This is a genomic window from Amycolatopsis methanolica 239, from assembly GCF_000739085.1.
Lineage (GTDB): Bacteria > Actinomycetota > Actinomycetes > Mycobacteriales > Pseudonocardiaceae > Amycolatopsis_E > Amycolatopsis_E methanolica.
The window spans coordinates 7103341-7128477 of the sequence record NZ_CP009110.1; the positions used below are offsets into that span (position 1 = coordinate 7103341).

Annotated in this window: 26 protein-coding genes and 1 pseudogene; 12 read left to right on the plus strand and 15 right to left on the minus strand. The window is 70.5% G+C overall.

What is annotated here, in order from left to right:
• Positions 1-12: 12 nt before the first annotated feature.
• Positions 13-636, plus strand: coding sequence for a TetR/AcrR family transcriptional regulator (locus AMETH_RS34775; RefSeq protein WP_017985819.1), 624 nt, complete (start codon positions 13-15; stop codon positions 634-636).
• Here the strand turns inward: AMETH_RS34775 and AMETH_RS34780 are convergent.
• Together AMETH_RS34780 and AMETH_RS34785 are read right to left on the minus strand one after the other, a co-directional pair.
• Positions 587-2380: an NHL domain-containing thioredoxin family protein gene (locus tag AMETH_RS34780; RefSeq protein ID WP_017985820.1), complete on the minus strand. Its 1794-nt coding sequence runs from the start codon at positions 2378-2380 to the stop codon at positions 587-589. The two genes, AMETH_RS34775 and AMETH_RS34780, sit on opposite strands and share 50 nt — an antisense overlap.
• Positions 2381-2465: 85 nt before the next feature.
• Positions 2466-3107, minus strand: coding sequence for a hypothetical protein (locus AMETH_RS34785; protein WP_017985821.1), 642 nt, complete (start codon positions 3105-3107; stop codon positions 2466-2468).
• A gap of 58 nt (positions 3108-3165) precedes the next feature.
• Between AMETH_RS34785 and AMETH_RS34790 the strand changes: the two genes are divergently transcribed.
• From AMETH_RS34790 to AMETH_RS34800, 3 genes are all read left to right on the plus strand, one after another.
• Positions 3166-4008 (plus strand): SAM-dependent methyltransferase, encoded by an 843-nt coding sequence (locus AMETH_RS34790; RefSeq protein WP_017985822.1) that lies wholly within the window; start codon positions 3166-3168, stop codon positions 4006-4008.
• A 387-nt stretch (positions 4009-4395) separates the two neighbouring features.
• On the plus strand, positions 4396-4698 hold the full coding sequence (locus AMETH_RS42290) for an alpha/beta fold hydrolase (protein ID WP_017985823.1): 303 nt from the start codon (positions 4396-4398) through the stop codon (positions 4696-4698).
• Positions 4699-4807: 109 nt separating this feature from the next.
• Positions 4808-5230, plus strand: a complete 423-nt coding sequence (locus tag AMETH_RS34800; protein WP_017985824.1) for an FxsA family protein — start codon at positions 4808-4810, stop codon at positions 5228-5230.
• A gap of 54 nt (positions 5231-5284) precedes the next feature.
• On the opposite strand, the gene AMETH_RS34805 is transcribed toward AMETH_RS34800, so the two are convergent.
• On the minus strand, positions 5285-5845 hold the full coding sequence (locus AMETH_RS34805; protein ID WP_017985825.1) for an SCP2 sterol-binding domain-containing protein: 561 nt from the start codon (positions 5843-5845) through the stop codon (positions 5285-5287).
• 46 nt (positions 5846-5891) lie between these two features.
• Between AMETH_RS34805 and AMETH_RS34810 the strand changes: the two genes are divergently transcribed.
• Positions 5892-6557, plus strand: a complete 666-nt coding sequence (locus AMETH_RS34810) for a TetR/AcrR family transcriptional regulator (protein WP_017985826.1) — start codon at positions 5892-5894, stop codon at positions 6555-6557.
• Here AMETH_RS34810 and AMETH_RS34815 read toward each other — a convergent pair.
• Both AMETH_RS34815 and AMETH_RS34820 read right to left on the minus strand, forming a co-directional pair.
• A complete protein-coding gene (locus AMETH_RS34815) occupies positions 6523-7428 on the minus strand; it encodes a MaoC family dehydratase (protein WP_017985827.1) in 906 nt (301 codons plus the stop codon). The genes AMETH_RS34810 and AMETH_RS34815 overlap by 35 nt on opposite strands.
• Entirely contained in the window at positions 7428-8774 is a 1347-nt protein-coding gene (locus AMETH_RS34820) for a 3-oxoacyl-ACP reductase (RefSeq protein WP_017985828.1), read from the minus strand. The genes AMETH_RS34815 and AMETH_RS34820 overlap by 1 nt, the downstream gene beginning before the upstream one ends.
• 82 nt (positions 8775-8856) lie before the next feature.
• Between AMETH_RS34820 and AMETH_RS34825 the strand changes: the two genes are divergently transcribed.
• A complete protein-coding gene (locus tag AMETH_RS34825) occupies positions 8857-10128 on the plus strand; it encodes an acetyl-CoA C-acetyltransferase (RefSeq protein ID WP_017985829.1) in 1272 nt (423 codons plus the stop codon).
• A gap of 39 nt (positions 10129-10167) precedes the next feature.
• Here the strand turns inward: AMETH_RS34825 and AMETH_RS34830 are convergent, their stop codons facing one another.
• Entirely contained in the window at positions 10168-10698 is a 531-nt protein-coding gene (locus AMETH_RS34830; protein WP_017985830.1) for a DoxX family protein, read from the minus strand.
• A 207-nt stretch (positions 10699-10905) separates the two neighbouring features.
• Between AMETH_RS34830 and AMETH_RS34835 the strand changes: the two genes are divergently transcribed.
• The 4 genes from AMETH_RS34835 (at position 10906) to AMETH_RS34845 (ending at position 13920) form a co-directional block, all read left to right on the plus strand.
• On the plus strand, positions 10906-12102 hold the full coding sequence (locus tag AMETH_RS34835; RefSeq protein ID WP_017985831.1) for an ATP-binding protein: 1197 nt from the start codon (positions 10906-10908) through the stop codon (positions 12100-12102).
• Between the two features lie 218 nt (positions 12103-12320).
• Positions 12321-12470 carry a hypothetical protein gene (locus tag AMETH_RS38905; protein ID WP_017985832.1) on the plus strand — a complete coding sequence of 50 codons (150 nt, stop codon included), beginning with the start codon at positions 12321-12323 and terminating at the stop codon, positions 12468-12470.
• 207 nt (positions 12471-12677) lie between these two features.
• A complete protein-coding gene (locus AMETH_RS34840; RefSeq protein ID WP_017985833.1) occupies positions 12678-13607 on the plus strand; it encodes a bifunctional helix-turn-helix transcriptional regulator/GNAT family N-acetyltransferase in 930 nt (309 codons plus the stop codon).
• 4 nt (positions 13608-13611) lie between these two features.
• Entirely contained in the window at positions 13612-13920 is a 309-nt protein-coding gene (locus tag AMETH_RS34845) for a hypothetical protein (RefSeq protein WP_017985834.1), read from the plus strand.
• On the opposite strand, the gene AMETH_RS34850 is transcribed toward AMETH_RS34845, so the two are convergent.
• From AMETH_RS34850 to AMETH_RS34860, 3 genes are read right to left on the minus strand one after another with little or no spacing between them, the layout of a single operon-like run.
• Positions 13908-14477: a peroxidase-related enzyme gene (locus AMETH_RS34850; RefSeq protein ID WP_017985835.1), complete on the minus strand. Its 570-nt coding sequence runs from the start codon at positions 14475-14477 to the stop codon at positions 13908-13910. The two genes, AMETH_RS34845 and AMETH_RS34850, sit on opposite strands and share 13 nt — an antisense overlap.
• A gap of 9 nt (positions 14478-14486) precedes the next feature.
• Positions 14487-16166 carry a monocarboxylate uptake permease MctP gene (gene mctP, locus AMETH_RS34855; RefSeq protein ID WP_017985836.1) on the minus strand — a complete coding sequence of 560 codons (1680 nt, stop codon included), beginning with the start codon at positions 16164-16166 and terminating at the stop codon, positions 14487-14489.
• Positions 16166-16441: a DUF3311 domain-containing protein gene (locus tag AMETH_RS34860; protein ID WP_017985837.1), complete on the minus strand. Its 276-nt coding sequence runs from the start codon at positions 16439-16441 to the stop codon at positions 16166-16168. The genes mctP and AMETH_RS34860 overlap by 1 nt, the downstream gene beginning before the upstream one ends.
• Before the next feature lie 188 nt (positions 16442-16629).
• On the opposite strand from AMETH_RS34860, the gene AMETH_RS34865 reads away from it, so the two are divergent.
• Positions 16630-18222, plus strand: a complete 1593-nt coding sequence (locus AMETH_RS34865) for an alpha/beta hydrolase (RefSeq protein ID WP_017985838.1) — start codon at positions 16630-16632, stop codon at positions 18220-18222.
• On the opposite strand, the gene AMETH_RS38910 is transcribed toward AMETH_RS34865, so the two are convergent.
• Positions 18219-18365: a hypothetical protein gene (locus AMETH_RS38910; RefSeq protein WP_017985839.1), complete on the minus strand. Its 147-nt coding sequence runs from the start codon at positions 18363-18365 to the stop codon at positions 18219-18221. The genes AMETH_RS34865 and AMETH_RS38910 overlap by 4 nt on opposite strands.
• A gap of 156 nt (positions 18366-18521) precedes the next feature.
• Between AMETH_RS38910 and AMETH_RS34870 the strand changes: the two genes are divergently transcribed.
• Complete coding sequence (locus tag AMETH_RS34870; protein ID WP_017985840.1) at positions 18522-18776, plus strand: helix-turn-helix domain-containing protein; 255 nt, start codon at positions 18522-18524, stop codon at positions 18774-18776.
• 123 nt (positions 18777-18899) lie between these two features.
• On the opposite strand, the pseudogene AMETH_RS34875 reads toward AMETH_RS34870, so the two are convergent.
• The 5 genes and pseudogenes from AMETH_RS34875 to AMETH_RS34895 form a co-directional block, all read right to left on the minus strand.
• Positions 18900-19705: pseudogene (locus tag AMETH_RS34875) on the minus strand (TIGR03621 family F420-dependent LLM class oxidoreductase).
• A 124-nt stretch (positions 19706-19829) separates the two neighbouring features.
• Complete coding sequence (locus AMETH_RS34880) at positions 19830-21656, minus strand: phosphoenolpyruvate carboxykinase (GTP) (protein ID WP_017985842.1); 1827 nt, start codon at positions 21654-21656, stop codon at positions 19830-19832.
• 384 nt (positions 21657-22040) lie between these two features.
• On the minus strand, positions 22041-22730 hold the full coding sequence (locus AMETH_RS34885) for a DUF6802 family protein (RefSeq protein WP_017985843.1): 690 nt from the start codon (positions 22728-22730) through the stop codon (positions 22041-22043).
• Positions 22731-22815: 85 nt separating this feature from the next.
• Complete coding sequence (locus tag AMETH_RS34890; protein ID WP_017985844.1) at positions 22816-24651, minus strand: dynamin family protein; 1836 nt, start codon at positions 24649-24651, stop codon at positions 22816-22818.
• Between the two features lie 9 nt (positions 24652-24660).
• A complete protein-coding gene (locus AMETH_RS34895) occupies positions 24661-25137 on the minus strand; it encodes a nucleotide exchange factor GrpE (protein ID WP_017985845.1) in 477 nt (158 codons plus the stop codon).

Below are 25137 nucleotides of genomic sequence, written 5' to 3' on the forward strand. Positions count from 1 at the left end.
ACTGTAAGAATCGTGAGCCCGCCCACCGGTCTGCGCGAGCGCAAGAAGGAAGCCACCCGCGAAGCCCTGCGCCACGCGGCCGTCACGCTGTACCGGCGGCACGGGCCGGACGCAGTGACCGTCGAGGACATCTGCGCGGCCGCCGGGGTGTCGCCGCGGACGTTCTTCAACTACTTCGCGACCAAGGACGAGGCCGTGTTGTCGCTGGACATCGCGGCCGCCACGCTCGGGCAGCGCATCGCGGACCGACCCGCGGACGAGCCGCCGCTGACGGCGTTGCGGGCGGTGTTCGCCGGGCGCTTCGCCGAACTGGCCGCCACCGACGTGTGGACCGAGCGGACGCTGCTGCTGCGCGCGCACCCGGAGCTGATGCCGCGGGTGGCGCAGGCCAACCGCGCGCTAGAAGAGGCGGTGGCCGGAGCCCTGGCCGCGCGCACCGGGCTGCCGGCGGACGACCTCTACGTGCGGACCACGGCCGCGGCCGCGATCGGCGCGAACCGGGCCGCCATCGGACGCTGGCAGCCCGGTTCGGATCCGGACCTGGTCACGTTGTTCCACCAGGCCATGGACGTGCTGGAGAGCGCCTTCACGCCCCCGCGAGGATCAGCTGGAGGCGGTCCGGCCCGTCCGGCGTGATCCGGATCGGCACGCCCCAGTCCTGGCGGGTGACCCGGCAGACCGGGTGCTCGGCGTCGGAGTCGCAGCTCGCGGCCTGCGCCACGACCTGCAGCACGCCCTCGGAGTGCCCCTCGGCGATCTTGAGCGTCCGGGTCAGCTCGGTGCCGGTGCCCTCGCCCTCGGCCAGCAGCTCCGGCGGTGCGGCCGTCACCTGCAGGCGGGTCGACGGGCCGAACCGGTCGTCGAGCTTCTCGCCCGGCGGCGGGGTGAAGACGACGGAGAACTCGACCGTGCCGGCCGCCAGCTCGGTCGGCGGACGGCGCACGGCGAGCGCGTCCCCGGCGACCTGCTGCCCGTCCGCGGTCAGCGGCAGCGCGGTGAGGCGGTGCGCGGCCGACTCGACGACCAGCAGCGCGTCCCCGGTGACCAGCAGGCCGGACGGCTCGGCGAGGTCCGTGGCGAGCGTGGAGACCGTGCCGCTCGCCGGCTCGTAGTGGCGGACGGCGCCGTTATAGGTGTCCGCGATCGCGATCGTGCCGTCGGCCAGCACCGCGACGCCCAGCGGGTGCTGCAGCAGCGCGTCGGCGGCGTCGCCGTCCCGGTGGCCGAAGGAGAACAGGTCGGTGCCGATCGCGGTGTGCACGGCGCCGTCCTCCAGGTAGCGCAGCGCGGAGGTCTCCGCGTCGGCGAGCCACAACCGGTCGCCCTGGACGGCGAGGCCGGAGGTCTGCGCGAAGAACGCCTCGGCGGCCGCGCCGTCGCGCAGGCCCTCGACGGTCGTGCCGGCGAACCGGGAGATCCGTCCGGTGCGCGGGTCGAACAGGCCCAGCGTGTGGTTGCCCGCCATCGCGACGACCGCGCCACCCGCGGGCTCCCACCAGATCACGTCCCACGGGCTGGTGAGGTCGATCGACCGCGCGTCGCCGTCGGTGTCGCCGTCACGCCACTGGCTGCCGGTGCCGGCGACCGTGGTGACCTCGCCGGTGACCAGGTCGACGCCACGCAACAGGTGGTTGGCCGTGTCCGCGACGAGCAGGTGGTACCCGGCCTGGTCGGCGACCTCGGCGGGCAGCAGCGTGAGACCGGACGGCTCGGCGAAGCTCGCGACGTCGAAGGCGCCGTCGGCGCGGCCGCGGGCGCCGCTACCGAAGCGGCGGATCAGGGTCTCGCCGTCGGAGGCGAACTCGGCGATCGAGTGGTTGCCGGTGTCGGCGACCAGGATGCGGCCCTCGGCGGTGACCACGGCCTTGCTCGGGAAGCGCAGGTCGGCGGGCTGCTCCTCGACCGGCACGTACGGATTGCCGCCGCGACGCAGCGTGCCCTTCGCGTCGTGGGTCTCGACGAGCTCCGCGATGACCCGGCGCAACGCCTCGGCGTGTCCCTCGCCGGCGGCGGTGTGCACGACGTAGCCCTGCGGGTCGACGACCACCAGGGTCGGCCAGGCCTTCACGGCGTACTGCGACCAGGTCGTCATGTCCGGGTCGTTGAGGACGGGGTGGTGCACCTCGTAGCGGCGCACGGCCGCCTCGATGGCCGCCGCCTCGCCCTCGTGCAGGAACTTCGGCGAGTGCACGCCGATCGTGACGAGCACGTCGGCGAACTCCTCCTCCAGCGGGCGCAGCTCGTCGAGGACGTGCAGGCAGTTGATGCAGCCCGAGGTCCAGAAGTCGAGCAGCACGATCTTGCCGCGCAGCTGGGCCAGCGTGACGGTCTCGCCGCCGGTGTTCAGCCACACGTCGCCGGCGAGTTCGGGCGCGCGCACGCGCGCCTGGCGTTGCTCTGATGCCACGGAACGGTTCAACGAGACGCGGGAATCCGCTTGTTCCCGCAGCTCACGATGTGGAATCTCACAGCAGCTCCAGCGTGGCCGCGATGGTGGCGGGGTCGGTGAGCGGCGCGAGGTGGTGGGTGTCCAGGCGCTGCATGGGCCAGCCGCGCGCGGCGGCTTCGCGGGCCTCCTCGTCGTAGGCGGCGCTGAGCTGGAGGTATGCGCTGGGCGGTTCGGCTTCCGCGGGCGCGGATTCGCTGAAGTAGGCGAGCGGGACGCGGGGCAGCCCGGCCAGGAACTCGTCGCGGATCCGCTGGCCGGGCAGCAGGTCCTCGACCGTGCCGGGCGGGAACCACTCGTGCCACGGCGGGAGCCTGCCGTCGGTGGCCAGGTCGCGCAGGCGCTGGGCCAGCTCGGGCGGCGCGGTGTCGAACCAGCTCCGGCCCGGGTGCGGCAGGAGGGCGTCGACGAAAACGGCCCGCGCTGCGCCGGTGCGGGCGGCGATCCCGGCGACGAGCGCGCCGGCGCCGCTGTGCACCACGAGGGTGCCGGGTTCGGTGACCGCGTCGAAGAGCCGCGGGTAGTAGGGGCCCGGCCCGTCGAGCGCGGCGACCAGGGACGGGGTGGCCACGCGGTGGCCGCGCGAACGGAGTTCGGCGGCGACCCGCTGCCAGGTCTGCGGACCCACGAGCGGGCTGTGCACCAGGCCGAATTCGCCCATCGCATCTCCAATCGGACAATTCATTTCGGAGCACATCCGGACTTCGTTGATCACTACCATGGGGCGCATGGACGAGGCGTTGCGCGCTGTGGAGAACAGTCTGGACCGCCCGTCCGCGGCGCGGGTCTACGACTACTTCATCGGCGGCACGACGAACTACGCGATCGACCGGGAGTTCGCGCAGAAGATCCGGCGCAGGCTGCCGTTGATCGGCGAGTACATGAAGACCAGCAGGCAGTTCCTCGGCCGCGCGGTGCGCGAGTGCGCGCGGCTGGGGGTGCGGCAGTTCGTGGACATCGGGTCGGGGCTGCCGACGGCGGGCAACGTGCACGACGTCGCCGACGATGCACGGCCCCAGCGGGACACCCGGGTGGTGTACGCGGACAACGAGCCGGTCGCGCTCGCGCACTCGCAGCTGCTGCTGGCCGACACCGCGGACCCGGCGCGGCACGTGGCGATCGCCGCCGATTTCATGCACGCCGAGGACCTGTGGGAACGCGTGCTGGACACCGGCATGGTCGACGCGCGGCAGCCGGTCGCGCTCGTGATCAACGCGGTGCTGCACTTCATCAAGGACGCCGACGACCCGGACAGCCGCGTCGCCTACTTCCGGAACCGGCTCGCGCCGGGCTCGCTGCTGGTCCTGTCGCAGATGACGAACGAGAACCCGCGCAGCGACGAGGAACGACAGGCGCTGGCCGACCTGGTGCAGTACTACGAGGGCACCACGAACCCCGGGCAGCTGCGCACGAGCGCCGAGTTCGCCCGCTTCTTCGGCGACTGGGAGCTGCTCGAGCCGGGGCTGGTGTACGCGCCGGCGTGGCGCCCGGACCCGGCCACCCTGTTCAGGAACGCACTCTCGGAGTCGCGCGTCCTCGGCGGCGTGGCCCGCAAGCCCTGAGCGAACACGCTTCCGGCGGCCGTCGGGCGGTGCCAGGTTGGGGCATGCGGGTGGTGTTCGTGCACGGGGCCCTGGTCGGTGACGCCGCGTGGTGGTGGAGCCGGATGACGCCGCTGCTGCCGGAGAGCGTGGCGGTGGAGCTGCCCAGCCGCGGTGGCGGGGGTGACCTGTACGCGGACGTCGCGGCGGTGCGGGCGGCGCTGGACGACGGCCCCGCGGTGCTGTGCGGGCACTCCTACGGCGGAGTGGTGATGACCGAGGCCGCGGCGGATCACCGGGCGGCGCGGCACCTGGTCTACGTCGGCTCGTACCTGCCCGACGTGGGCGAGTCCCTGGCCGACGTGACCGGCGGCGTGGCGCCCGTGGAGCCCGCCGGGGAAGGGACTGGTGTCGCTGCGCCCCTCGCTCGCGCCGCGCTACGTGCACGACTGCGCCCCGGAGCTTGCGGCCGGCGCCACGACGCGACTGGTCCCGCAGACCGCGGCGGCGTTCACCCAGCCGGCGCGGGCCGCCGCGTGGCGCTCGCTGCCCTCGACGTACGTGGTGTGCGCCGACGACCCGGCGACGCGGCCGGACGTGCGGCGCGAGCAGGCGAAACGGGCGGGCACGGTGGTCGAGATGGCGTGCGGCCACCACCCGTTCCTTACGCGGCCGGCGGAACTGGCGGCCGTGCTGCGACAGGTCGGCTAGAGGGCCGAGCGCTGCCCGGAAGGCCTCGCTGAACCCGCACTCCGCAGCCGGACGGTTCCTCCCTGGCCTGGCCCGGGAGAAATCCGTCCGCGCCGCGCGTTGGACGGGTATGGCTGTCGTGTTGCTGCTTTACATCGTCGCCGAGGTGGCTGCCGTTTGGGCGGTGAGCTCGCTCATCGGCTTCCTCGGCACGCTCGGGCTGCTCGTCGTCGGGGCGTTCCTCGGCTCCTGGCTCGCCCGGCGGGAAGGGGCGCGCGCCGCTCAGGCGTTCCTGGCCACCGCTCGTGCCGGCCGCTCGCCGCACGCGGAGATCACCGACGGCATGCTCGTCGCGTTCGGCGGGTTGCTCATCATGATCCCGGGCTTCCTCTCCGACCTCGCCGGGCTGGCACTGCTGCTGCCGCCCACCCGCGGCATCGTCCGCCGGGCCTGGCTCAAGCGCGCCGAACGCCGCATGCCGAACCGGCTCATAGTCGTCGACAGCGAGGTGGTCGACAAGGAGACCACCAACCGCCCGATCATCGAGGGTTGATCAGGCCCGCCCGCCGGCCCACCACGACCCTCAACGGAGGCGCTTCGCGCCGCTCTACCCGACTCGGGGAATGTCGAAGTAGCCCGACAGCCGCACCGCTGGCGCGTACTCGCCTTTCACCTTGACCTTCCCGGTCACGAACATCGCCGCCACCGCGGCGTTGCCCGTCGCCACGCGGAAGAAGTCGTCCGGCGCGATCGTGATCGTCGTGTCCGGCTCGCGACCCAGGTCCTTCCCCGAGTGGCACCGGCCGTCCTCGATGACCGTCTGGAACCGGTCGTACCCGCCGATCCCCGAACCGCCCGGGAACCGCCAGCACACCACGACGCTCGAATACCGCGCCTTCTCCGCCAGGAAGTGGTCCGACATCCGGCGGAAGATCTCCTCCAGGAACACCATCCGCAGCTCGGGGTGCTCGCTGATCGCCCGTAGCTGCTCCTTCGACGCGCGCCGCACGACGTCGGCGAGCGTTTCCGTGGACAGCCCGCTCAGGTGCACGCCGGTCCCGGCCGACCCCAGCATGTGCAGAGTTTCGAGCAGCTGGATGAACTGCTCCGCGGACAGCCTGCTCAGATCGATCTGGCGGGCGAACGCGTCGACCACTGTGCCGGACACAGGCGGAGATTCTACCGGCGAAGGGGTGAGGAGGTAGCGTTTCGGCGTGAAGGAGGTCGGCGTGACGGAAGACGTGAAGACCCCGCGCTCGCGGCGGTTGCCCAGAGCCGTGCGAGAACGGCAGATCCTGGACGCCGCCGTGGAGGTGTTCTCCCGGCACGGCTACCACTCCGCGTCGATGGACGAGATCTCCGAGGTCGCCGGCGTCTCCAAGCCGATGATCTACTCCTACCTGGGCGCCAAGGAGGACCTGTTCGCCAAGTGCATCCGCCGGGAGGCAGGCCGCCTGCTGGAGGCGGTCCGCGACGGACTGCGCTCGGAACTGCCGCCGGACATGCAGCTGTGGCACGGGCTGCGGTCGTTCTACCGCTTCGTCGCCGAGTACCGGGACTCCTGGACGGTGCTGCACCGCCAGGCGCTGACCGTCGGCGGCCGGTTCGCCGACGAGATCACCATGCTGCGCTCGCGCGCCATCGAGGTGGTCACCGCGCTCGTGGTCACCGCGGGCATGAAGAAGGGCCTGGGGGACCGGGCCGAGTTCTCCGGCCCGGCCCTCGCCGTGGCGCTCGTCGGAGCCGCCGAATCGCTGGCCGACTGGTGGCTCGATCACTCCGAGGTGTCGGACGGCGTGCTCGCGTCGTGGCTGATGAACCTGGTGTGGCTGGGTTTCAACGACCTCATCGAGGGTTCGGTGTGGCGTCCGGAGGAGTGATCGTCCCCTCCAGGTGCGGCTTCGGCTTCTTCGCCGCCCACAGCTCGAATGCCCACCCGCCACCCGACCTCCGCCCCTCATCGAGGCGCTTCGTGCCGCTGTAACACCCGTCGCCCGTCTGCCACGACGTGAACGCGACTTTCGCCGGCAGCAGCACGGGCAGCTTGAACCTCACGTCGACCGTGTAGGCGTCCGGCAGCCTGCCCTCGAACGCGGCGAGGACACGCGCCTTCGTCCACATGCCGTGCGCGATCGCCGACGGGAACCCGAACAGCTTCGCGGTCAGCGGGTGCAGGTGGATCGGGTTGCGGTCACCGGAGACCTGCGCGTAGCGGCGCCCGATGTCGGCGGGCACGCGCCAGATGGCTTTTGGCGCGGGCGGCGCGAGCTGCTCGCGCTTCCCGCCGCCCTCGCCGCCGCCGCGCCGCAGGTACGTGCTCACCTCTGTCCAAATCGGACCGTCGGCGGTGGTGTACTCGCTGATCACGTCGAACTGGCGGCCCTTTTCGTGCGGCCGCAGGTTCTCCGCGCGCACCCGCACCGTGCCGGTGTCGGTCAGCCGCACCGGGCGGCGCTGCGTGATGCGGTTGGCGACGTGCACCATGCCCAGCAGCGGGAACGGGAAGTCCGGCTGGGTCATCAGCGCCATCTGCAGCGGGAACGCGAGCATGTGCGGGTAGGTCACCGGCAGCTCGTCGCTCAACCGGAACCCGCAGACCTGGTTGTAGGCCGCTACGTGCGCCGGGTCGAACTCGACGCCCGTGCGCACGTACTCGGTGTCCGGCAGGCCGCCGCCACCGCTGTGCGGCAGCAACGCCTTGGCGTACAACGGCGCCAGCTTCGGCGCCTCGCGGAGTTCCTTGACCGTCATCACGCCCCCAGCAGAGCCTGGCCGCACACGCGGACCACGTTGCCGTTCACCGCGGCCGACGCCGGGTTGGCGTACCAGGCGATCGTCTCGGCGACGTCGACCGGCAGCCCGCCCTGGCCGAGGCTGGACAGCCGCCGCCCGGCCTCGCGGATGAACAGCGGGACCGCCGCGGTCATCTTCGTCTCGATGAACCCGGGCGCGACGGCGTTGATCGTGGCGCCGAACTCGGCGAGCTTCGGCGCGCCGTCCTGCACCATGCCGATCACGCCGGCCTTGCTGGTGCCGTAGTTGGTCTGGCCCACGTTGCCCGCGATGCCCGCGATCGACGAAACGCCGATGATGCGGCCGTTCTCGCGGAGCACCTTCTCGCTCAGCAGCTTGTCGTTGACCGCCAGCTGCGCGGCCAGGTTCACGGTGATCACCGCGTCCCAGGCCCCCTCGGTGAGGTTGCCGAGCGTCTTGTCGCGCGTGATGCCCGCGTTGTGCACGACGATGTCGACCCCGCCGTGCCGCTCCTTCAGGTAGGCGGCCAGCTTGTCCGGCGCGTCCGCGGCGGTGATGTCCATCTGCAGTGCGGAACCGCCGACCTTGTTGGCGACCTCGGACAGCTCGCCGCCCTGCGCCGGGATGTCCAGGCCGACCACGTGCGCGCCGTCGCGGGCGAGCACCTCGGCGATCGCCGCGCCGATGCCCCGGGACGCGCCGGTGACCAGGGCGACCTTGCCGTCGAGCGGCTTCTCCCAGTTCTCGATCGCGGGCACCGACGGCGTGCCGGTGGCGCCGACGCGGATCACCTGGGCGTCCACGAACGCTGACTTGGCCGACAACACGAACCGCAGGGTCGACTCGGCGGCCTCCTCGGCGCCGGGCGCGACGTAGACGAGCTGGGCGGTCGCGCCGCGCTTGAGCTCCTTGCCGACCGAGCGGACGAACCCTTCGAGCGCGCGCTGGGCGATCCGCTCCCGGCCGTCGGCCAGCTCGGGCGGGGTACCGAGCACGACGACCCGGCCGCAGTAGCCGATCTTGCGGATCACCGGGTGGAAGAACAGGTACACCTCACGCAGCTGCGCCGGGTCGGTGATGCCGGTGGCGTCGAACACCAGGCCGCCGTAGCGCTGGTCACCGCCCGCGGGCTCGGTCAGCACCGTGATGCCGGCCGCCGCGAGCTGGTTCTGCACGGGCTTTTCGAGCCGTCCACCGGGCGCGGCGCCGAAAAGTGCGGGGCCATCGAGGGCGGGCTGGCCGGGGCGGTAGCGGCGCAGCACCGGCGGGTTGGGCAGCCCGAGCTTGGGCACCAGGAACTTCCCGATCGGCGTCTTGGTGAACTGCTGATACCGGTCGGCCATGACGTGCCTCCTTACCGAGCTTACCTACTCGTGAGTAGGTTACACTGTCATTCGAGGCTCACCACCGCAGTGGGAGGAATTGATGGACGTTCGTCGCGTCGCCATCGTCGGCGGCAACCGCATCCCGTTCGCGCGGTCGAACGGCCGCTACGCCAACGCGTCCAACCAGGACATGCTCACCGCCGCACTGGACGGCCTGGTGAGCCGCTTCGCGCTGCAGGGCGAGCGCATCGGTGAGGTCGCCGCGGGCGCCGTGCTCAAGCACGCGCGTGACTTCAACCTGGCCCGGGAGAGCGTGCTGGGCAGCAAGCTCTCGCCGGAGACCCCGGCCGCGGACGTCCAGATGGCGTGCGGCACCGGGCTGCAGGCGATCGTCAACGTCGCGAACAAGATCGCGCTCGGCCAGATCGACTCGGCGATCGCCGGCGGCGTGGACACCACCTCGGACGCCCCGCTCGCGGTGAACGACGACCTGCGCCGCATCCTGGTGCAGCTCAACTCCGCGAAGACGGTGGGCCAGCGGCTCAGGCTGCTGACCAAGCTGCGGCCCGGCCAGATCGTGCCGGAGATCCCGCGCAACGCCGAGCCGCGTACCGGGCTGTCGATGGGCGAGCACGCGTCGCTGACGGCCAAGGAGTGGGAGATCTCGCGCGAGGAGCAGGACGTCCTCGCCGCGACCAGCCACCAGCGCCTCGCCGCGGCCTACGAGCGCGGGTTCTTCGACGACCTGGTGACGCCCTACCTCGGGCTGTCCCGCGACCAGAACCTGCGGCCGGACTCGACCGCGGAGAAGCTGGCCAAGCTCAAGCCGGTGTTCGGCGGCCCCGACGGGACGATGACCGCGGGCAACTCGACCCCACTGACCGACGGCGCGTCGACCGTCCTGCTGGCCACCGAGGAGTGGGCCGCCGCGCGGAAGCTGCCGGTCCTGGCGTACCTGACGTTCTCGGAAACCGCGGCGGTGGACTACGTGCACGGCGGCGAGGGCCTGCTGATGGCCCCGGCGTACGCGGTGCCGCGGATGCTGGCGAAGGCCGGCCTGACGCTGCAGGACTTCGACTTCTACGAGATCCACGAGGCGTTCGCCTCCCAGGTGCTCGCGACGTTGAAGGCGTGGGAGAGCCCGGCGTTCGCCAAGGAGAAGCTCGGGCTGGACGCGCCGCTCGGGCCGATCGACCGGTCGAAGCTGAACGTGAACGGCTCGTCGCTGGCGGCGGGCCACCCCTTCGCGGCCACGGGCGGCCGCATCGTGGCGACGCTGGCGAAGCTGCTGCACGAGAAGGGCTCCGGGCGGGGCCTGATCTCGATCTGCGCCGCGGGCGGCCAGGGCATCACGGCGATCCTGGAGAAGTGACCGCGAAGGGCCACCCACGGCGTGGGTGGCCCTTCGTCGTCACACCGGCAGGACGTCGCGGGCGGACGCGGCGGTCGACTGGATCTGCTTCGACGCCTTGTGCGCCTGCTTGCTCGCCTTCTCGGTCGCCTTTTGGGCCTGCTTGCTCGCCTTTTCGGCGGCGCGGCGGGCGCGCCAGCCCAGCGACGGCTTGCCCTCGGTGTCGGCGGCCGCGATCAGCAGGCCACCGGCCAGGCCGGCGTTCTTGAGCAGGTGGATCAGCTGTTCCTGCTTCTGCTGCGGGTCCTTGGCCTCCCAGAACGGGTGACCGGCGACGGTCGTCGGCACCAGGCTGCCGACCAGCGCCAGCGCGGACAGCCGCGGGAACTTGCCGAACGCGAACAGGGTGCCGGCCGCGATCTTCACCCCCGCGTCGATCTTGACCAGGCTCACCGGGTCGGTCGGGAGCGCGTCGGGCAGCTTGTCCTGCTGCTCGCCGACCTTGTCGAGCACGGGCTTGGCCGCCTCGGCGTGCCCCTCGGCCTGCCTCAGGGCGTTGATGCCGCCGTAGATGAAGATGCTCGCCAGCATGGGGCGGGCCAGTCGACGCAAGATCACGATCCTCGCCTTCCTCGGATGCGACATGTCACGTCGAGGATCTACCCATTCCCGCGTCTGTTCATCCCTAACGTTTTCTAGTTCGCCAGCTAGATAGCCCTATAACCGGGTAGCGACACGCCGGTAGCGGAATCTCCCCAAATATCGGGATCGCGCTAGACGCGCCGATACGTTGGCAGAGTGGACCCGATCCGCAACCCGTTCGCGCCAGGCGCGGGACAGCGGCCGCCGGAGCTGGCGGGCCGTGAACGCGAGCTGACCGCGTTCGAGGTGGTGCTGCAGCGGGTCGCCCGTGGCCGCCCGGAACGCAGTCTCGTGCTCACCGGGCTGCGGGGCGTCGGCAAGACCGTGCTGCTCGGCGAGCTGCGGTCGATGGCCGTGAAGCACAAGTGGGGCGCGGGCAAGATCGAGGCGCGTCCGGACGCGGAGCTGCGGCGGCCGCTGTCGGCGGCGCTGCACCGAGCGATCCGCGACCTGGCGGTGCGGCACCGGGCGCCGGACCGGGTCGAAGAGGTCCTCGGCGTGCTGAAGGCGTTCGCGCTGCGGTCGAGCAAGGCGGACGCGAAGCCGCGGGACCGGTGGCAGCCTGGCATCGACGTGCCGGCCGCGCAGGGCCGTGCCGATTCCGGGGACATCGAGATCGACCTGGTCGAGCTGTTCACCGACGTGGCCGAGCTGGCCGCCGACGTCGGCACCGGCGTGGCGCTGCTGATCGACGAGATCCAGGACCTGCAGGCGGACGACGTGTCGGCGCTGTGCGCGGCCTGCCACGAGCTGTCCCAGTCGGGCGCGCCGCTGGTGGTGGTCGGGGCGGGGCTGCCGCACGTGCCCGCGGTCTTGTCGGCGTCGAAGTCCTACTCGGAGCGGCTGTTCCGGTACGTGCGCATCGACCGGCTGAACCGGGAAGAGGCCGACCGGGCCGTGCTGGCGCCGATCGAGCGGGAGGACGCCGGCATCGAGCCCGAGGCGCTCGACGCGTTGTTCGACGCCTCCGGCGGCTACCCGTACTTCATCCAGGCCTACGCGAAAGCGGCCTGGGACGCGGCGCCGGACGACCCGATCACCGTGCAGGACGTCCAGGTCGCCGCACCGGAGGCCGAGCAGGAACTGGCGGTCGGCTTCTTCGGCTCCCGCTACGAACGCGCGACGCCGGCGGAGCGCGAGTACCTGCGGGCGATGGCGGAGCTGACCCAGGGCCGGGACGAGAGCGCCGGCACCTCCGACGTGGCCGTCTACCTGGGCCGCAAGCCCTCGTCACTGTCCCCGGCGCGGGACTCGCTGATGAAGAAGGGGCTGGTGTACTCCGCCGAACGCGGGCACATTGCCTTCACCGTGCCACACTTCGGGCACTACCTGCTCAGCCGCGCCGTCGACTGAAGCCGATCTTTTTCGCCGCTCGGGTGGGCAACCGCATCTGGCAGTCTCTACCGCTTTCTAGTGATCAAGCTAGATTTAGCGATCTTCCGCAAGATCGCACCGTTTCCGATGATTCGTAGGCTAGTGCGCTAGCTCACCGGATAATCGTTGGCGACCTTGTGAAAAAAGGTGCATACTGGAAGCACAGCCACCGAGATGCATGAGGGATGCGAACACCGATGAGCAACATCGCCGCCAAGCTCCGAGCTCGTCGCGCCGAGGCGCGCACCCGCCGGGCGCTGAGCCGCGCGATCGACACCGCCGGCTCCGTGACGGTCCGCCAGGAGCTGATCGCCATCGCCCAGGCGCGTCAGTCCAACTTGCGCTGAAGCGTGAGCTAGGCCACAAATAGATCAGGTTGTAACGCCACCAGGGGAAGTGGCGATACCCCAGATGACCCCGTGATGCTGGCGGACCCCCGACCTGGCAGCATCACGGGGTTTCCAATTCCCGGGTTCCCACCTCGATAAACCACTTGCGGCCCACCTCCACCCGAGTACTGTTTGACTCAGTCAACGAGTTTCTTGAGGTGGTCAATGAACAGCCTGCCACTGCTCGACCGCATCACCCAGGTCCGCGCGTTCAACCGGCTCTACACCGGCCTCATCGGGGTCCTCGAAGAAGGCCTCGTCGGCAGCGACTACTCCCTCGGCGAGGCCCGCGTGCTCTACGAGCTCGCCCAGGAGGGCGTCACCGAGGTCGCCGAGCTGCGGCGCCGCCTCGACCTGGACGCCGGGTACGCCAGCCGCCTGCTCGGCCGGCTGGAAAGCCGCGGCCTGCTGGTCCGCGAGCGCCACGAGACCGACGGCCGCCGTCAGCTCGTCCGGCTCACCGAGGCCGGCCGCGCCGAGCAGCAGGTCCTCGAGGACCGCACCGTCGAACAGATCGGCCAGCTCCTCAGCCGCCTCACCGACGACGACCAGCACCGCCTGGTCACGTCCATGCGCACCATCCGCCACCTCGTCGGCGAACGCGAACCCGCCCCGGCGCTCGTGCTGCGCCCGCCCCGGCCCGGCGACTTCGGCTGGGTCGTGCAGCGCAACGGCGCGATCTACGCGCAGGAGTACGGCTGGGACGCCACCTACGAGGCGCTCGTCGCCCGGATCATCGCCGACTACGTGGACCACCACGACCCGGCCCGCGAGGCCGGGTGGATCGCCGAGCTGGGCGGGGAACGCGTCGGCTGCGTGTTCTGCGTCCGCGGACCTGACGACAAGACCGCGAAACTGCGCCTGCTGCTCGTCGAACCGCACGCCCGCGGGCACGGCGTCGGCAAGCGCCTCGTGGACGAGTGCCTGGCCTTCGCGCGGGCACACGGCTACACCGCGATGGAACTGTGGACCAACAGCGTCCTGGTCGCCGCGCGGCACATCTACCGGCGGGCGGGGTTCGAACTCGTCGACTCGCAACCCCACCACAGCTTCGGTCACGACCTCGTCGGCGAGACCTGGCGGCGGGAGTTGTGACCACGTGTTCGTCGTCTACTGCGAAACCTGCGACACCCGGACCCTGATGGGCATCGACGAGGTGGAGTGGGTGCACAACCTGACGCCCGGCGTCATCTCAGTGACCACCGCGTGCCCGCGCGGGCACCCGACCGTCGTCCTCACCGGCGACAAGTTCCGCCCGAAGGCCGACCCGCGCATCCCGGACCGCATCCCGCCGCTGTGGGTGCGCGCCTACCGGCACCCGGCGAAGTGGTGGGCCCGGCTGCTCGGCCGCCTGCTCCGCAAATACGAGATCCAGCGCGACCTGCACGAATCGCTCTACCGCTTCTGATCGCGGCCCATCGCGTAGAACTCGGGGTTCGGCCGCAGCGCGGTCAGGTGCGCCAGCCGGTTGGACATCGCGAACAACGCGGTGATCGCGCCGACGTCCCAGATCTCGTCCTCGGTCAGCCCCGCCTTGCGGGCGGCCTCGATCTCGGCCTCCCCGAAAAGTTCGGGCTTGCGGGCCAGCGCGAGCGCCAGGTCGACGATCGCGCGGCCCCGCTCGTCCAGCTCGACCTGCCACGGGTTGGTGGCGACCCGGTCGGCCAGCTGCGGGTCCTTCGCGCGGATCCGCAGGATCGCGCCGTGGGCGACCACGCAGTACGTGCAGTGGTTCGCCCCCGACGTCGCCACCACGACCAGCTCCCGTTCGGCCTTGCTCAGGCCGTCGGAGCGTTCCATGAGCGCGTCGTGGTAGTCGAGGAAGGCGCGCAGTTCAGCCGGCCGGTGCCCCAGCGCCCGGAAGACGTTCGGCACGAACCCCGACTTCTCCGCGATCACGCCGATGCGCTCCCGCAGGTCCTCGGGCAGGTCTTCCAGCTCCGTGACACCGAACCGGCTGTCCACGTCTTCCTCCTAGTGGGCTGCGCCGATGGGGCGCAGGTCCTTGTCGTGCTCGTCGGCGTGGTAATCCGTGCCCTCGGTGTCGTCGGTGCCGTTGAAGATCTTCAGGCTCCGGGCGATCACCGTGACGATCACGGCCACCACGAGGTTCGCGATCAGCGCTACGAAACCCGGGTAGATCTGGACCATCGAGCCCGGGAACGGGTGCCAGCCGAAGATCGACAGGTCCTTCAGCGGCAGCGCGGAGCCACCGAAGTGGGCGCGCTTGGTGTTCGGGTTCGGGATGCTGTACAGCATCGCGATACCCCACGCCATACCCACGGCCCACCCGGCGATCAGACCGAGCCGGTGGAACCACCGCGTGTACAGCGCGATCGCCACGGCGGGCAGCGTCTGCAGGATCAGCACGCCACCGATGAGCTGCAGGTCGATCGAGAACTGCGGATCGATGAACAGGATGAACGCGACCGCGCCGAACTTCACGACCAGCGAAGCGATCTTGGCCTGCTTGGCCTCCTGCGACGGGGTGGCGTCCCGCTTCAGGTACTCCTTGTAAATGTTGCGCGTCCACAGGTTCGCCGCGGCGATCGACATGATCGCGGCAGGCACCAGCGCGCCGACGCCGATCGCGGCGAAGGCGATGCCCGCGAACCACGACGGGAACTGCGTGTCGAACAGCACCGGCACCACGGTGTTGGAGTCGGCGTTGCCGGTGGCCGCGTTGGTGATCGGCTTGACGCCCGCGGTCAGCGCGACGTAACCGAGCAACGCGAGCAGGCCCAGCAGCAGCGAGTACGCGGGAAGCGCGATCATGTTCCGCTTGATCACGTTGCGGCCGCGCGAGGCGAGCACACCCGTGAGCGAATGCGGGTACAGGAACAGCGCCAGCGCCGACCCCAGCGCCAGCGTGATGTACTGCAGCTGGTTGGTGCCGGTCAGCAGGATGGAGCCCTTCGGCTTCCCGGTGTTCGGGTTCGGCTGCGACAGTGCCTGCGCGCTCGTGTCGAAGATGTGCGACCAGCCGCCGAGCTTGGACGGCAGGTAGAACACCGCGACCAGGATGACGATGTAGATCAGGCCGTCCTTGACGAACGCGATCAGCGCCGGCGCGCGCAGACCCGACTGGTAGGTGTAGAGCGCGAGCACCAGGAACGCGATCAGCAGCGGCAGGTGACCGGCGATGCCGCCGCCGTTGAGCCCCATCGTCCGCAGCACCGCTTCCAGGCCGACCAGCTGCAGCGCGATGTACGGCATGGTCGCGACGATGCCGGTGATCGCGATCAGCAGCGCCAGCGTCGGCGAGCCGTAGCGGCCGCGCACGAAGTCGGCCGGCGTCACGTAGCCGCGCGAGCGGGACACCGACCACATCCGCAGCGCGGGCAGGAAGACGATGGGATACAGGATCACCGTGTAGGGCAGGGCGTAGAAGCCCAGCGCGCCGGCGCCGAACACCAGCGCGGGCACGGCGACGAACGTGTACGCGGTGTAGAGGTCACCGCCGACGAGGAACCAGGTGATCCACGAGCCGAACTTGCGGCCGCCGAGGCCCCACTCGTCGAGGTGGTCCAGCGAGGCCGCCGCGCGCCAGCGGGACGCGACGAAGCCCATCACGCTGACCACCAGGAACAGCAGGACGAAGACGCTCAGCTCCACCCACTGCAGCCCGCTGCCGGGCGCCTGTGCCAGTGCCATCACTTCTCACCCTCGTCCAGCTCTTCGGCGGCGAGCCGGTCCGGCTTGCCCGTCACTACCGGCTTCCCCTTCGTCATGACGTAGACGACCGCCACGGACACGACACCGACGAACACGAAGAGGAACTGGTACCAGTAGAAGAACGGCAGTCCCAGCACCCGCGGCTTGTCGAAGTTGAACCACGGCGTGACGAGCATCAGCAGTGGTAACAGCAGGATCAGGTTCCACGGGCTGATCTGGAGCCCGGTGACCTTCCCGGCAGCTTTGCCAGACATGTGACCTCACTTGGACGGGATAGGGCGGCTTGACCTTAGATCCTGGGCCACTCGCCGTCACGCTCCGGCGAATATCGATTTGATCAGGGCAACACCAGACGAACGCAGGTTGCCCGGCCCCCGCGCTGCCGATATGAATAGGCCCGCCGCGGGTACGCGCGCGGGCGGCTAGTGACGAAGGGGCGAGCATGACACGGACGCGCTGGGCGGTGGTGATCCCGGCTCTGGCCGGCACCCTGCTGGCGGCGGGCACACCAGCGATCGCGGCGCCGGCCGGGCCGGCACTGAACTCGACAGGCATCCCGGATCGCTACGCCCTCCAGACCTTGAACTGGCACACCTGCACGCCCGACGAGCTGTCGGGGCAGACCCCGCCTTCCGGCGCCGAGGGCATCGAGTGCGCCACCTACCTCTCGCCGCGGGACTGGTCGGCGCCGAACCAGGGCATCGACGTGACGATCGCGGTCAGCAGGCTCAAGGCGACCGGCGAGGCGACGGAGAGCACGTTCGTCAACCCGGGCGGGCCAGGCGCGCCCGGCCGGATGTTCCCGGCCCGGCTGCGCAACCAGACGCGGGTGCGCGAGCACCAGGACATCATCGGGTTCGACCCGCGCGGCACCGGCAAGAGCACGAACATCACCTGCGGCGGCGCGATCGGCACCGGCAGCGATCTCGACCCGCGGGACCGCAGCCGGGAGAACCTGAAGCTGATCCTGGACGCCACCGAGTACGCGGCCGACTCGTGCCAGGTGAAGTCCGGCGACCTCGGGCCGTTCATCAACACCCGGCAGACGATCAACGACCTCGACCTGCTGCGCGTGCTGCTGAAGCGGCAGAAGATCAACTGGGTCGGCTACTCGGCGGGCACCTGGATGGGCGCGCACTACGCGCAGGCCTTCCCGAACCGCACCGGCAAGTTCGTGCTGGACTCGAACACCGAGTTCACCACGACCTGGCAGAAGTCGTTCGACTGGCAGCCGCTCGGCTTCGAGCGGCGCTGGCGGGAGGACTTCCTGCCGTGGATGGCGTCCTACGACAGCCTGTACCACTTCGGCACGACCGCCGAGGTGGCCCGGCAGACGTACGAGCAGGTGCGCTACGCCCTGACGCAGAACCCGGTCGAGGTCGACGGGACCAAGCTGTCGGCCAACGCGCTGGACTCGTTCATCGCCTCCGAGCTGTACAACAAGCGGTACTTCCCGGAACTCGCCGACTACCTGGTCAACGTGCGGAACCTGACGCAGGGCACCGCGTCGGCCCAGCAGCAGACCGCGTTGCTGGACCAGGTGAAGGCGGTGACCGATGCGGTCGGCCCGCAGCCACTGGTGGTGCCCACCGACTACGACGACGCTTACGACGCGAGCTTCTGGACGATCCCGTGCAACGAGGGCCCGTGGTTCGGCAACCGGAACACGGCGGTGCGGCAGTCGGCGCAGCTGGGGCCGCAGTACCCGCTGCTGGGCTGGGGATGGCTGATCCAGCCGTGCATCTTCTGGAACAACAAGCCGGAGCCGCTGCCGGTCCTGGACGGCCGGGGCGTCCCGCCGGTGCTGATGGTGCAGTCGACGCACGACCCGGCGACGCCGATCGAGGGCGCCGAGCGCGCGCACCGCGCGTTCAAGGGCTCGCGGATGATCACCGTGACCGGCGAGGGTGACCACGGGATCTACGCCGGGGGCAACGCGGCGGTGGACAAGGTTGTGGAGGACTTCCTCGTGGACGGGGTGGCGCCGCGGGACCAGACGCTGCCTGGTATGCCGCTGCCTGACCCGACCGCCTAGTTCTCGGTCTTCAGAACCCCGCCGGGCTCGCTCTCGGCGGGGTTCTTCAGTTCTTCCTTCAGCTCGCGGAACCGGCCCGTGCAGGCGCACAGCACCAGGTAGACGAGGGTCAACACGAACATCAGACCGCCGGCCAGCAACATGGCGGCCTCCTCTCCGACTGGTACCCAGTGAGACGTGCGACACACCAGGAGAGTTGCCGTTCCGGCGGTTTTCACGCCACTTTTCTTCTGGTAGTCCCCAGCCTGTGCACAGAGTTATCCACAGGCTGGGGACAGGTGGGCGGATAGACTGTGGACATGGTGCGAGTCCCGCTGACCGAAGCCGAACGCGAACGCGGCGAGCGTCTCGGTGCCGTACTGCGAGCCGCGCGGGGTTCCCGCAGCATGGCCGAGGTGGCGCTGGAGGCAGGCGTCTCGGTCGAGACGTTGCGGAAGATCGAAACCGGCCGCATCCCGACGCCGGCGTTCTTCACGGTGGTCGCGCTCGCGGACGCCGTCGGGCTGCCACTGGACGCCCTGCGCGACGCGATCACCGGCGTACCGACCGGCTGACGGCGAACTCGCGCAGCGGAGCGGGGAACTCACGGCACTGAGCGGGGAACTCGCGGCGCCGAGCGTGGGACTCGCGCGGCGGAACGTGGGACTCGCGGCGCGGGGCGGCGTGGGGGGCGCGGGTTACTTCAGGTGTTTTAGTACCGGGGCGAATGCGTCCAGGCTGCGTTCCAGCACCGACACGTAGGTGATCCCGAACTGCTCCCGCATGCGCTCGATCTGGGCGACGATCTCCGGCACCGGGCCGGCCAGCAGCGTCGGCAGCTCGCCGATCGCGTCGACGCTCATGTCCGGCGCGAACCGCTCCAGGTCGGTAAGCGCGGCGCGGCGGTCGTCGGTCACCACGACCATCTGCACCAGTACGTTGATCTCCGCCGTGCGGCCGCCGAGCCGTGACCGCACGAACGACACCCGCTCCGCGAACGCGTCCACGCCGGCCAGGCCGACCAGCCCACCGCCCTTCGCCGTCGGCGCGCCGGTCAGCGCGATCGTGTCCGCGTGCTCGGCGGCCAGCGTCAGCATCAGGTCGCCCCAGCCGCCCAGCATCAGCGGCGGACCGCCGTCCTGCGCCGGCCGCGGCTGGTGCTCGGGGTCGGCGAACAGCTTGCGCAGCTCCACCACCGTCCGCTCGACGTGGTCGACCCGGCGCCCCGGCCACGGCAGCCCGGCCGCCTCGAACTCCTCGCGCACGTACCCCGCGCCGAGCCCCAGCTCCAGGCGGCCGCCGCTGTACTGGTCGGTCGTCGCGACGTCCCGCGCCAGCACGGCGGGTGGTAGAACGGCGCGTTGAGCACGAACGTGCCCAGCCGCACCGTCGAAGTGGCCTCCGCGGCGAGCACCAGCGCCGGGAACGGCGCCGGCATCCCCAGGTGGTCGGCCACAGTCACGACGTCGAACCCGAGGTCTTCGGCCCGCCGCACCTTGTCCACGAAACTCCGCCCGCGATCCGGGCTCCACCATGTTCACGCCGAAGCGCATCCCCAGCATGTTCCGACAAAAGCACGGGAGGCCACCCCGTCGCCAGGGGTGGCCTCCCGTGTTCGCGTCAGGCGATCAGCCGAGGCGCTGCTTCAGGGCCGCCAGCTCGTCGTGCAGGCTGGAGGGCACCCGGTCGCCGATCTTGGCGAACCACTCCTCGATCAGCGGGATCTCCTGGCGCCACTCCTCCGGCTTGACCGCGAGCGACTCCTGGACGTCCTCGATCGGCTCGGCGATGCCGTCCAGGTCGAGGTCCTCGGCGCGCGGCACCAGGCCGACCGGGGTCTCCACCGCACCCGCGCGGCCCTCCAGGCGCTCGACGATCCACTTGAGCACCCGCGAGTTCTCGCCGAAGCCCGGCCACAGGAACCGCTTGTCGTCACCACGGCGGAACCAGTTGACGTAGAAGATCTTCGGCAGCTTCGCGGCGTCGGCGTTCTTGCCGGTGTCCAGCCAGTGCTGGAAGTACGCGCCGGCGTGGTAGCCGAGGAACGGCAGCATCGCCATCGGGTCGCGGCGCACCTCGCCGACCTTGCCCGCAGCGGCCGCGGTCTTCTCGGACGACATAGTGGCGCCCATGAACACGCCGTGCTGCCAGTCGCGGGCCTCGGTCACCAGCGGGACCGTGGTGGCGCGGCGGCCACCGAACAGGATCGCCGAGATCGGCACGCCCTTCGGGTCGTCCCACTCCGGCGCGAGCGTCGGGACCTGCGCGATCGGGGTGCAGAACCGCGAGTTCGGGTGCGCGGCGGGCTCGTCCGACTCGGGGGTCCAGTCGCGGCCCTTCCAGTCGGTGAGGTGCGCGGGCGGCTCCTTGGTCATGCCCTCCCACCACACGTCGCCGTCGTCGGTCAGCGCGACGTTGGTGAAGACGGTGTTGCCCGCTTCGATGGTCTTCATCGCCACCGGGTTGGTCTTCACACCGGTGCCGGGCGCTACGCCGAACAGGCCGAACTCGGGGTTGATCGCGTACAGGCGGCCGTCCTCGCCGAACCGCATCCACGCGATGTCGTCGCCGATGGTCTCGGCGCGCCAGCCCGGGATGGTCGGCTGCAGCATCGCGAGGTTGGTCTTGCCGCACGCGCTCGGGAACGCGGCCGCCACGTAGTAGGCCTTGTTCTCCGGCGAGATCAGCTTGAGGATCAGCATGTGCTCAGCGAGCCAGCCCTCGTCACGGGCCATGACGGAGGCGATGCGCAGCGAGTAGCACTTCTTGCCCAGCAGCGAGTTGCCGCCGTAGCCCGAGCCGTAGCTCCAGATCGTCCGGCTCTCCGGGAAGTGCGAGATGTACTTGGTGTCGTTGCACGGCCAGGCGACGTCCTTCTCGCCCGGCTCCAGCGGCTTGCCGACCGAGTGCAGGGCGGGCACGAACTCGCGCTCGGTGCCGTCCTCCTTGACGAACTTCTCCAGCGCCTTGGTGCCCATGCGGGTCATCACCCGCATCGACGCCACGACGTAGGCGAAGTCGGTGACCTCGATGCCCAGCTTCGGGTTCTCGTCACCGAGCGGGCCCATGCAGAACGGGATGACGTACATCGTCCGGCCACGCATGCAGCCCCGGTAGAGCTCGGTCATGGTGGCGCGCATCTCGTCCGGGTGCATCCAGTTGTTGGTCGGCCCGGCGTCCTCTTCGTTCTCGGAGCAGATGAAGGTCCGCTCCTCGACCCGCGCGACGTCGCTCGGGTCCGAGGCGGCCCAGAAGGAGTTCGGCTTCGCCTTCAACGGGACGAACGTGCCGGCCTCGACCAGCTCGTTGTTGATGCGCTCGGCCTCCTCGTCGGAGCCGTCGCACCACACCACTCGGTCGGGGGTGGTCAGCTCGGCGACCTCCCGTACCCACGCAAGCACACCGCTGTGCGACGTCGGCGCCTTGTCCAGTCCCGGGATGGCTACTGCAGTCATTCCTTCTCCTGACTTCGACGGCAGGAACGCCAGCCCGGAACCTGGTCCGGGGAAGCGCTCCGTCGCCTGCGACCGAATGGCTTCGCACACCGGCTGCCCTACCGGTGTGCTGGAAATACTGGGATTCCCCGAGAGTAGCCGGATGGACGGCCGGTAACCGAGGCCTGACCTGTCGGTTCTCTCACAAGAACGATCAGGGAATCGATTCAGATATCGCTGAACCGGCGTAGCGGAGAAAGTTCTTCGGCTTGCGCGTGATCTCGCCGATATCGGGGGTGGGCGATTTGCCCGGAAACGCGATCAGGCCCCGCCGTCCGCCAGGGACGACCGGGGCCTGATTTCGCCGGGGTTACCGGTCAGTTCGGGAAGTTCGGTTCTGCGCAGTCAGTTCTGGGAGATCCACTGGCCGGTGCCGGAGTCGATCTTCGCGACCCCTTCCACGGCCTGCGCGCCGCCGCCCCACAGCTGGTCGCTGTCCGGCGGCACCTCGGCGGTGAAGCCGTTCGTCGTCTCGGTCCACTCGCCGGGGCCGGTGTGCTGGTACGTGGTCGTCTCGCCATCGGGCGCGATGATCGTCTGCACGTCGGCCTGGCCGTCGCCGTCGACGTCGGTGAAGACGCGCGTGTTGCCCTGGTCGTCGGTCACGACCGCGGTGTCGGCGGTGCCGTCGTTGTCGCTGTCCACAGTGGCCGGGCCGACCTCGACGGTGCCGTCCGACATGTCGGCCGTGATCTCGCCGGCGCGGCCGGTCTCGGTGGCGTCCGGCTCGCCCGCCTCGGAGTCGTGGTCGGCGATCCAGTCGCCGGTGGTCTCGTCGTAGCGGGCGAGCTCGACGACGTTACCCTCGGTGTCGGTGTGCACGTACTGGTCGGCGTGCCCGTCGTCGTCGGTGTCGACGTACGCGGTGATCGTGCCGTCGGCGTTGTCGAGGCGGACCGTCTCGTTGACCCCGTCGTGGTTGAGGTCCATGTTCTCTTCGGCCGTGTAGGTCTGCCCGTCGACCGTGATCTCCAGGTCACCGTCGGAGGTCGTGGCGTCGGTGGGCTCAACCCCGCCGGTCTCATCGATCCACACGCCGAACTCCCCAATCTCACACCAATGAAGTCACACGCTTTGACTCACGTTAGGCCGGTTCGGTTCCCCGGCACAACCAACCCGTTCAAGCCTGCTCACGCAGGGTGCGGATGCGCCCGAGCAGGGTCTCGGCCCGATCACGGCCGTCACCGGTCTCCTTCAGCTTCCGGCTCACCGCGGCCAGCTTCTTCGCCCGCTCCTGCGCGCCCATTTTGATCGACTTGTCGACCTGCTTGAGTTCGGCCTCGATCGCGTCGATCCGGCGGGACAGCGCCTCGTCGAGCGCCAGCGACAGCTGCTGTTCGGCCTCGATGAGCTGCTCGGCGACCAGCTGGTCGAGGATCGAGCGCGCCTCCGCGATCGACTCGACCAGCCACTGCTTGAGGTGCTGCTTGTCCGCGGCGTGCCGCCGGGTGCGGGCCATCCACCAGCCGGCGCCGAGGCCGACGACGATCGTCGCGGGCAGCACCACCGGGTTGAGCAGGGCGACCCCGGCCAGCGGCAGCGCCGCGATCTTGCCCGCGCCGACGCCGCCGGAGATCCCCATGAAGATGAGCAGCTTGTCCTCGGGCGTGGACGGCTTGCGGTCCGGCGGGCGCAGCACGACCTGCGGGCCGCCCGCGCGGAGGAACTGCGAGCGGATCACGTCCAGCTCCTCCGGCGCGAACAGCTCGGCCAGCGCGATCTCGGTGACCCGGTTCAGCCGCTGCGCCATCGTCGCCGACACGCGCTGGGAGATCATCTGCAGCGCGGCGTCCACCTGCTGCGGCAGCTGGGCCAGCTGGTCGCGCTTGGCGTTGTCGATCTGCGCACGGAAGTAGGACTGCGCGTCCCGGACCTGGCGGCTGGTCTCGTGGCCGAGGTCGACCCTGGCCCGCTGGATCTCGCCACGCAGCTTGAGCTGCCAGCCGCGGGTGGACGTCTTGCGCTGGGCCGCCAGCTCGTCGCGCCGCTCGCGCAGCCGCTCCGCCTCGGCCTCGCCGGAGGACAGGGCCCGCTGCTCGGCCAGCAGGCCGGCGTGCACCTCGCCGAGCGCGCTGGACAGGGCCCGCAGCGTGTTGGCCTCGCTGAGCATCGCCGACCGGCCGACGACGAGTTCCTGCAGCGCGGCCTGCAGTTCGATCACGCCGGAGCGTTCCCGCAGCATCACCGCGGCCTGCTCGTTCGGCGCCTTCGCGGCCATCTCGAACATCCGCGCCGACACCGGGTGGAACACCGCGTCGGCGAAGCGCGGCGCGTGCTCGGCCAGCAGCCGCCGGTCGGCCTCCAGCACCTCGCGCCAGCCGCGGAAGGCGTCCGTTTTGGACAGTGCGAACACCACGGTCTCCACGCGGTCGCCGACGCGGCGCAGGAACTCCAGCTCACCGGCGGTGAACGGGGCCGAGGCGTCGACGACGAACAGCAGCGCCGTCGCGTTCGCCGCGGCCTCGGCGGCCAGTTCGCCGTGCATCGAATCGAGCCCGCCGACGCCGGGGGTGTCCACCAGCGACAGGCGTTCCAGGATCGGGACGGGGCCGGTGACCTCGACGTACCGCGGCGGCAGCTGGCCGTCGGGGAGCTCGTGCGCGGCCGAGACCCAGCGGACCAGCTCGGGCAGCGGCACGGCGACCGGCGCGAGCTGACCGGGGTAGCAGGCCTGCGCGCCCCACTCCGGCGCGTGGTCGAAGACGAGGTAGCCGGCGGTGGCGACGTCGGCGTCCACCGGGGACAGGCCCGGGGTCGCCAGCAGCGCGTTGACCAGGGAACTCTTGCCGCGGTTGGTCTCGCCGACCACCACGACCTGCGGCTTCTTCGGCCGCGACCGGCGGACCTCCTCGACCCACGCCGCCGCCTTCGGGTCGTTCTCCCGCAGCAGCGTCAGCAGGGCTTCGCGGGCCTGCTTGACCTGGTTGGGCAGGGACGAGAGCGGCGGAGCGGTCACGACCGGACCTTAGCGCTTCGTGTAGACCGTCACGACGGGCGCGCGGAGCAGTCGGCCGCCGTCGGTGAACCCGACGACCTCGGTCTCGGCGACCACGCCGTCCAGCGCCGGGTCGTCGGTCTTGATCGCGCCGCCCGCCTCGTGCACTGACGGGTCGAACCGCTGCCCGTCCGGCCGCACCGCCTCCACCCCGACGCGGGCCAGCCCTTGTTCGAGGCGCTCGACCACGCCCCCGCTGCGCGCCCGGTCCAGGGCGTAGAGGCAGAGCTGGATCAGCTCCTGCCGGTCGGCCCGCGCCTGCTCCAGCGCTTCCGGGCCGGCGGCGGCCAGATCGGATAGACGGTTCACATCGGTGTTGGACGGGGGTTGCGCCGCTGTGGTTCCCTCGACTTCGTCGATGATCTTCGCCAGTTGCGCGCCGGGGATCTGCCCGGTCGGGGAGTCGTCCGCGGACCGGCGCCGGAACCAGGAAGCCACGCTCACCAC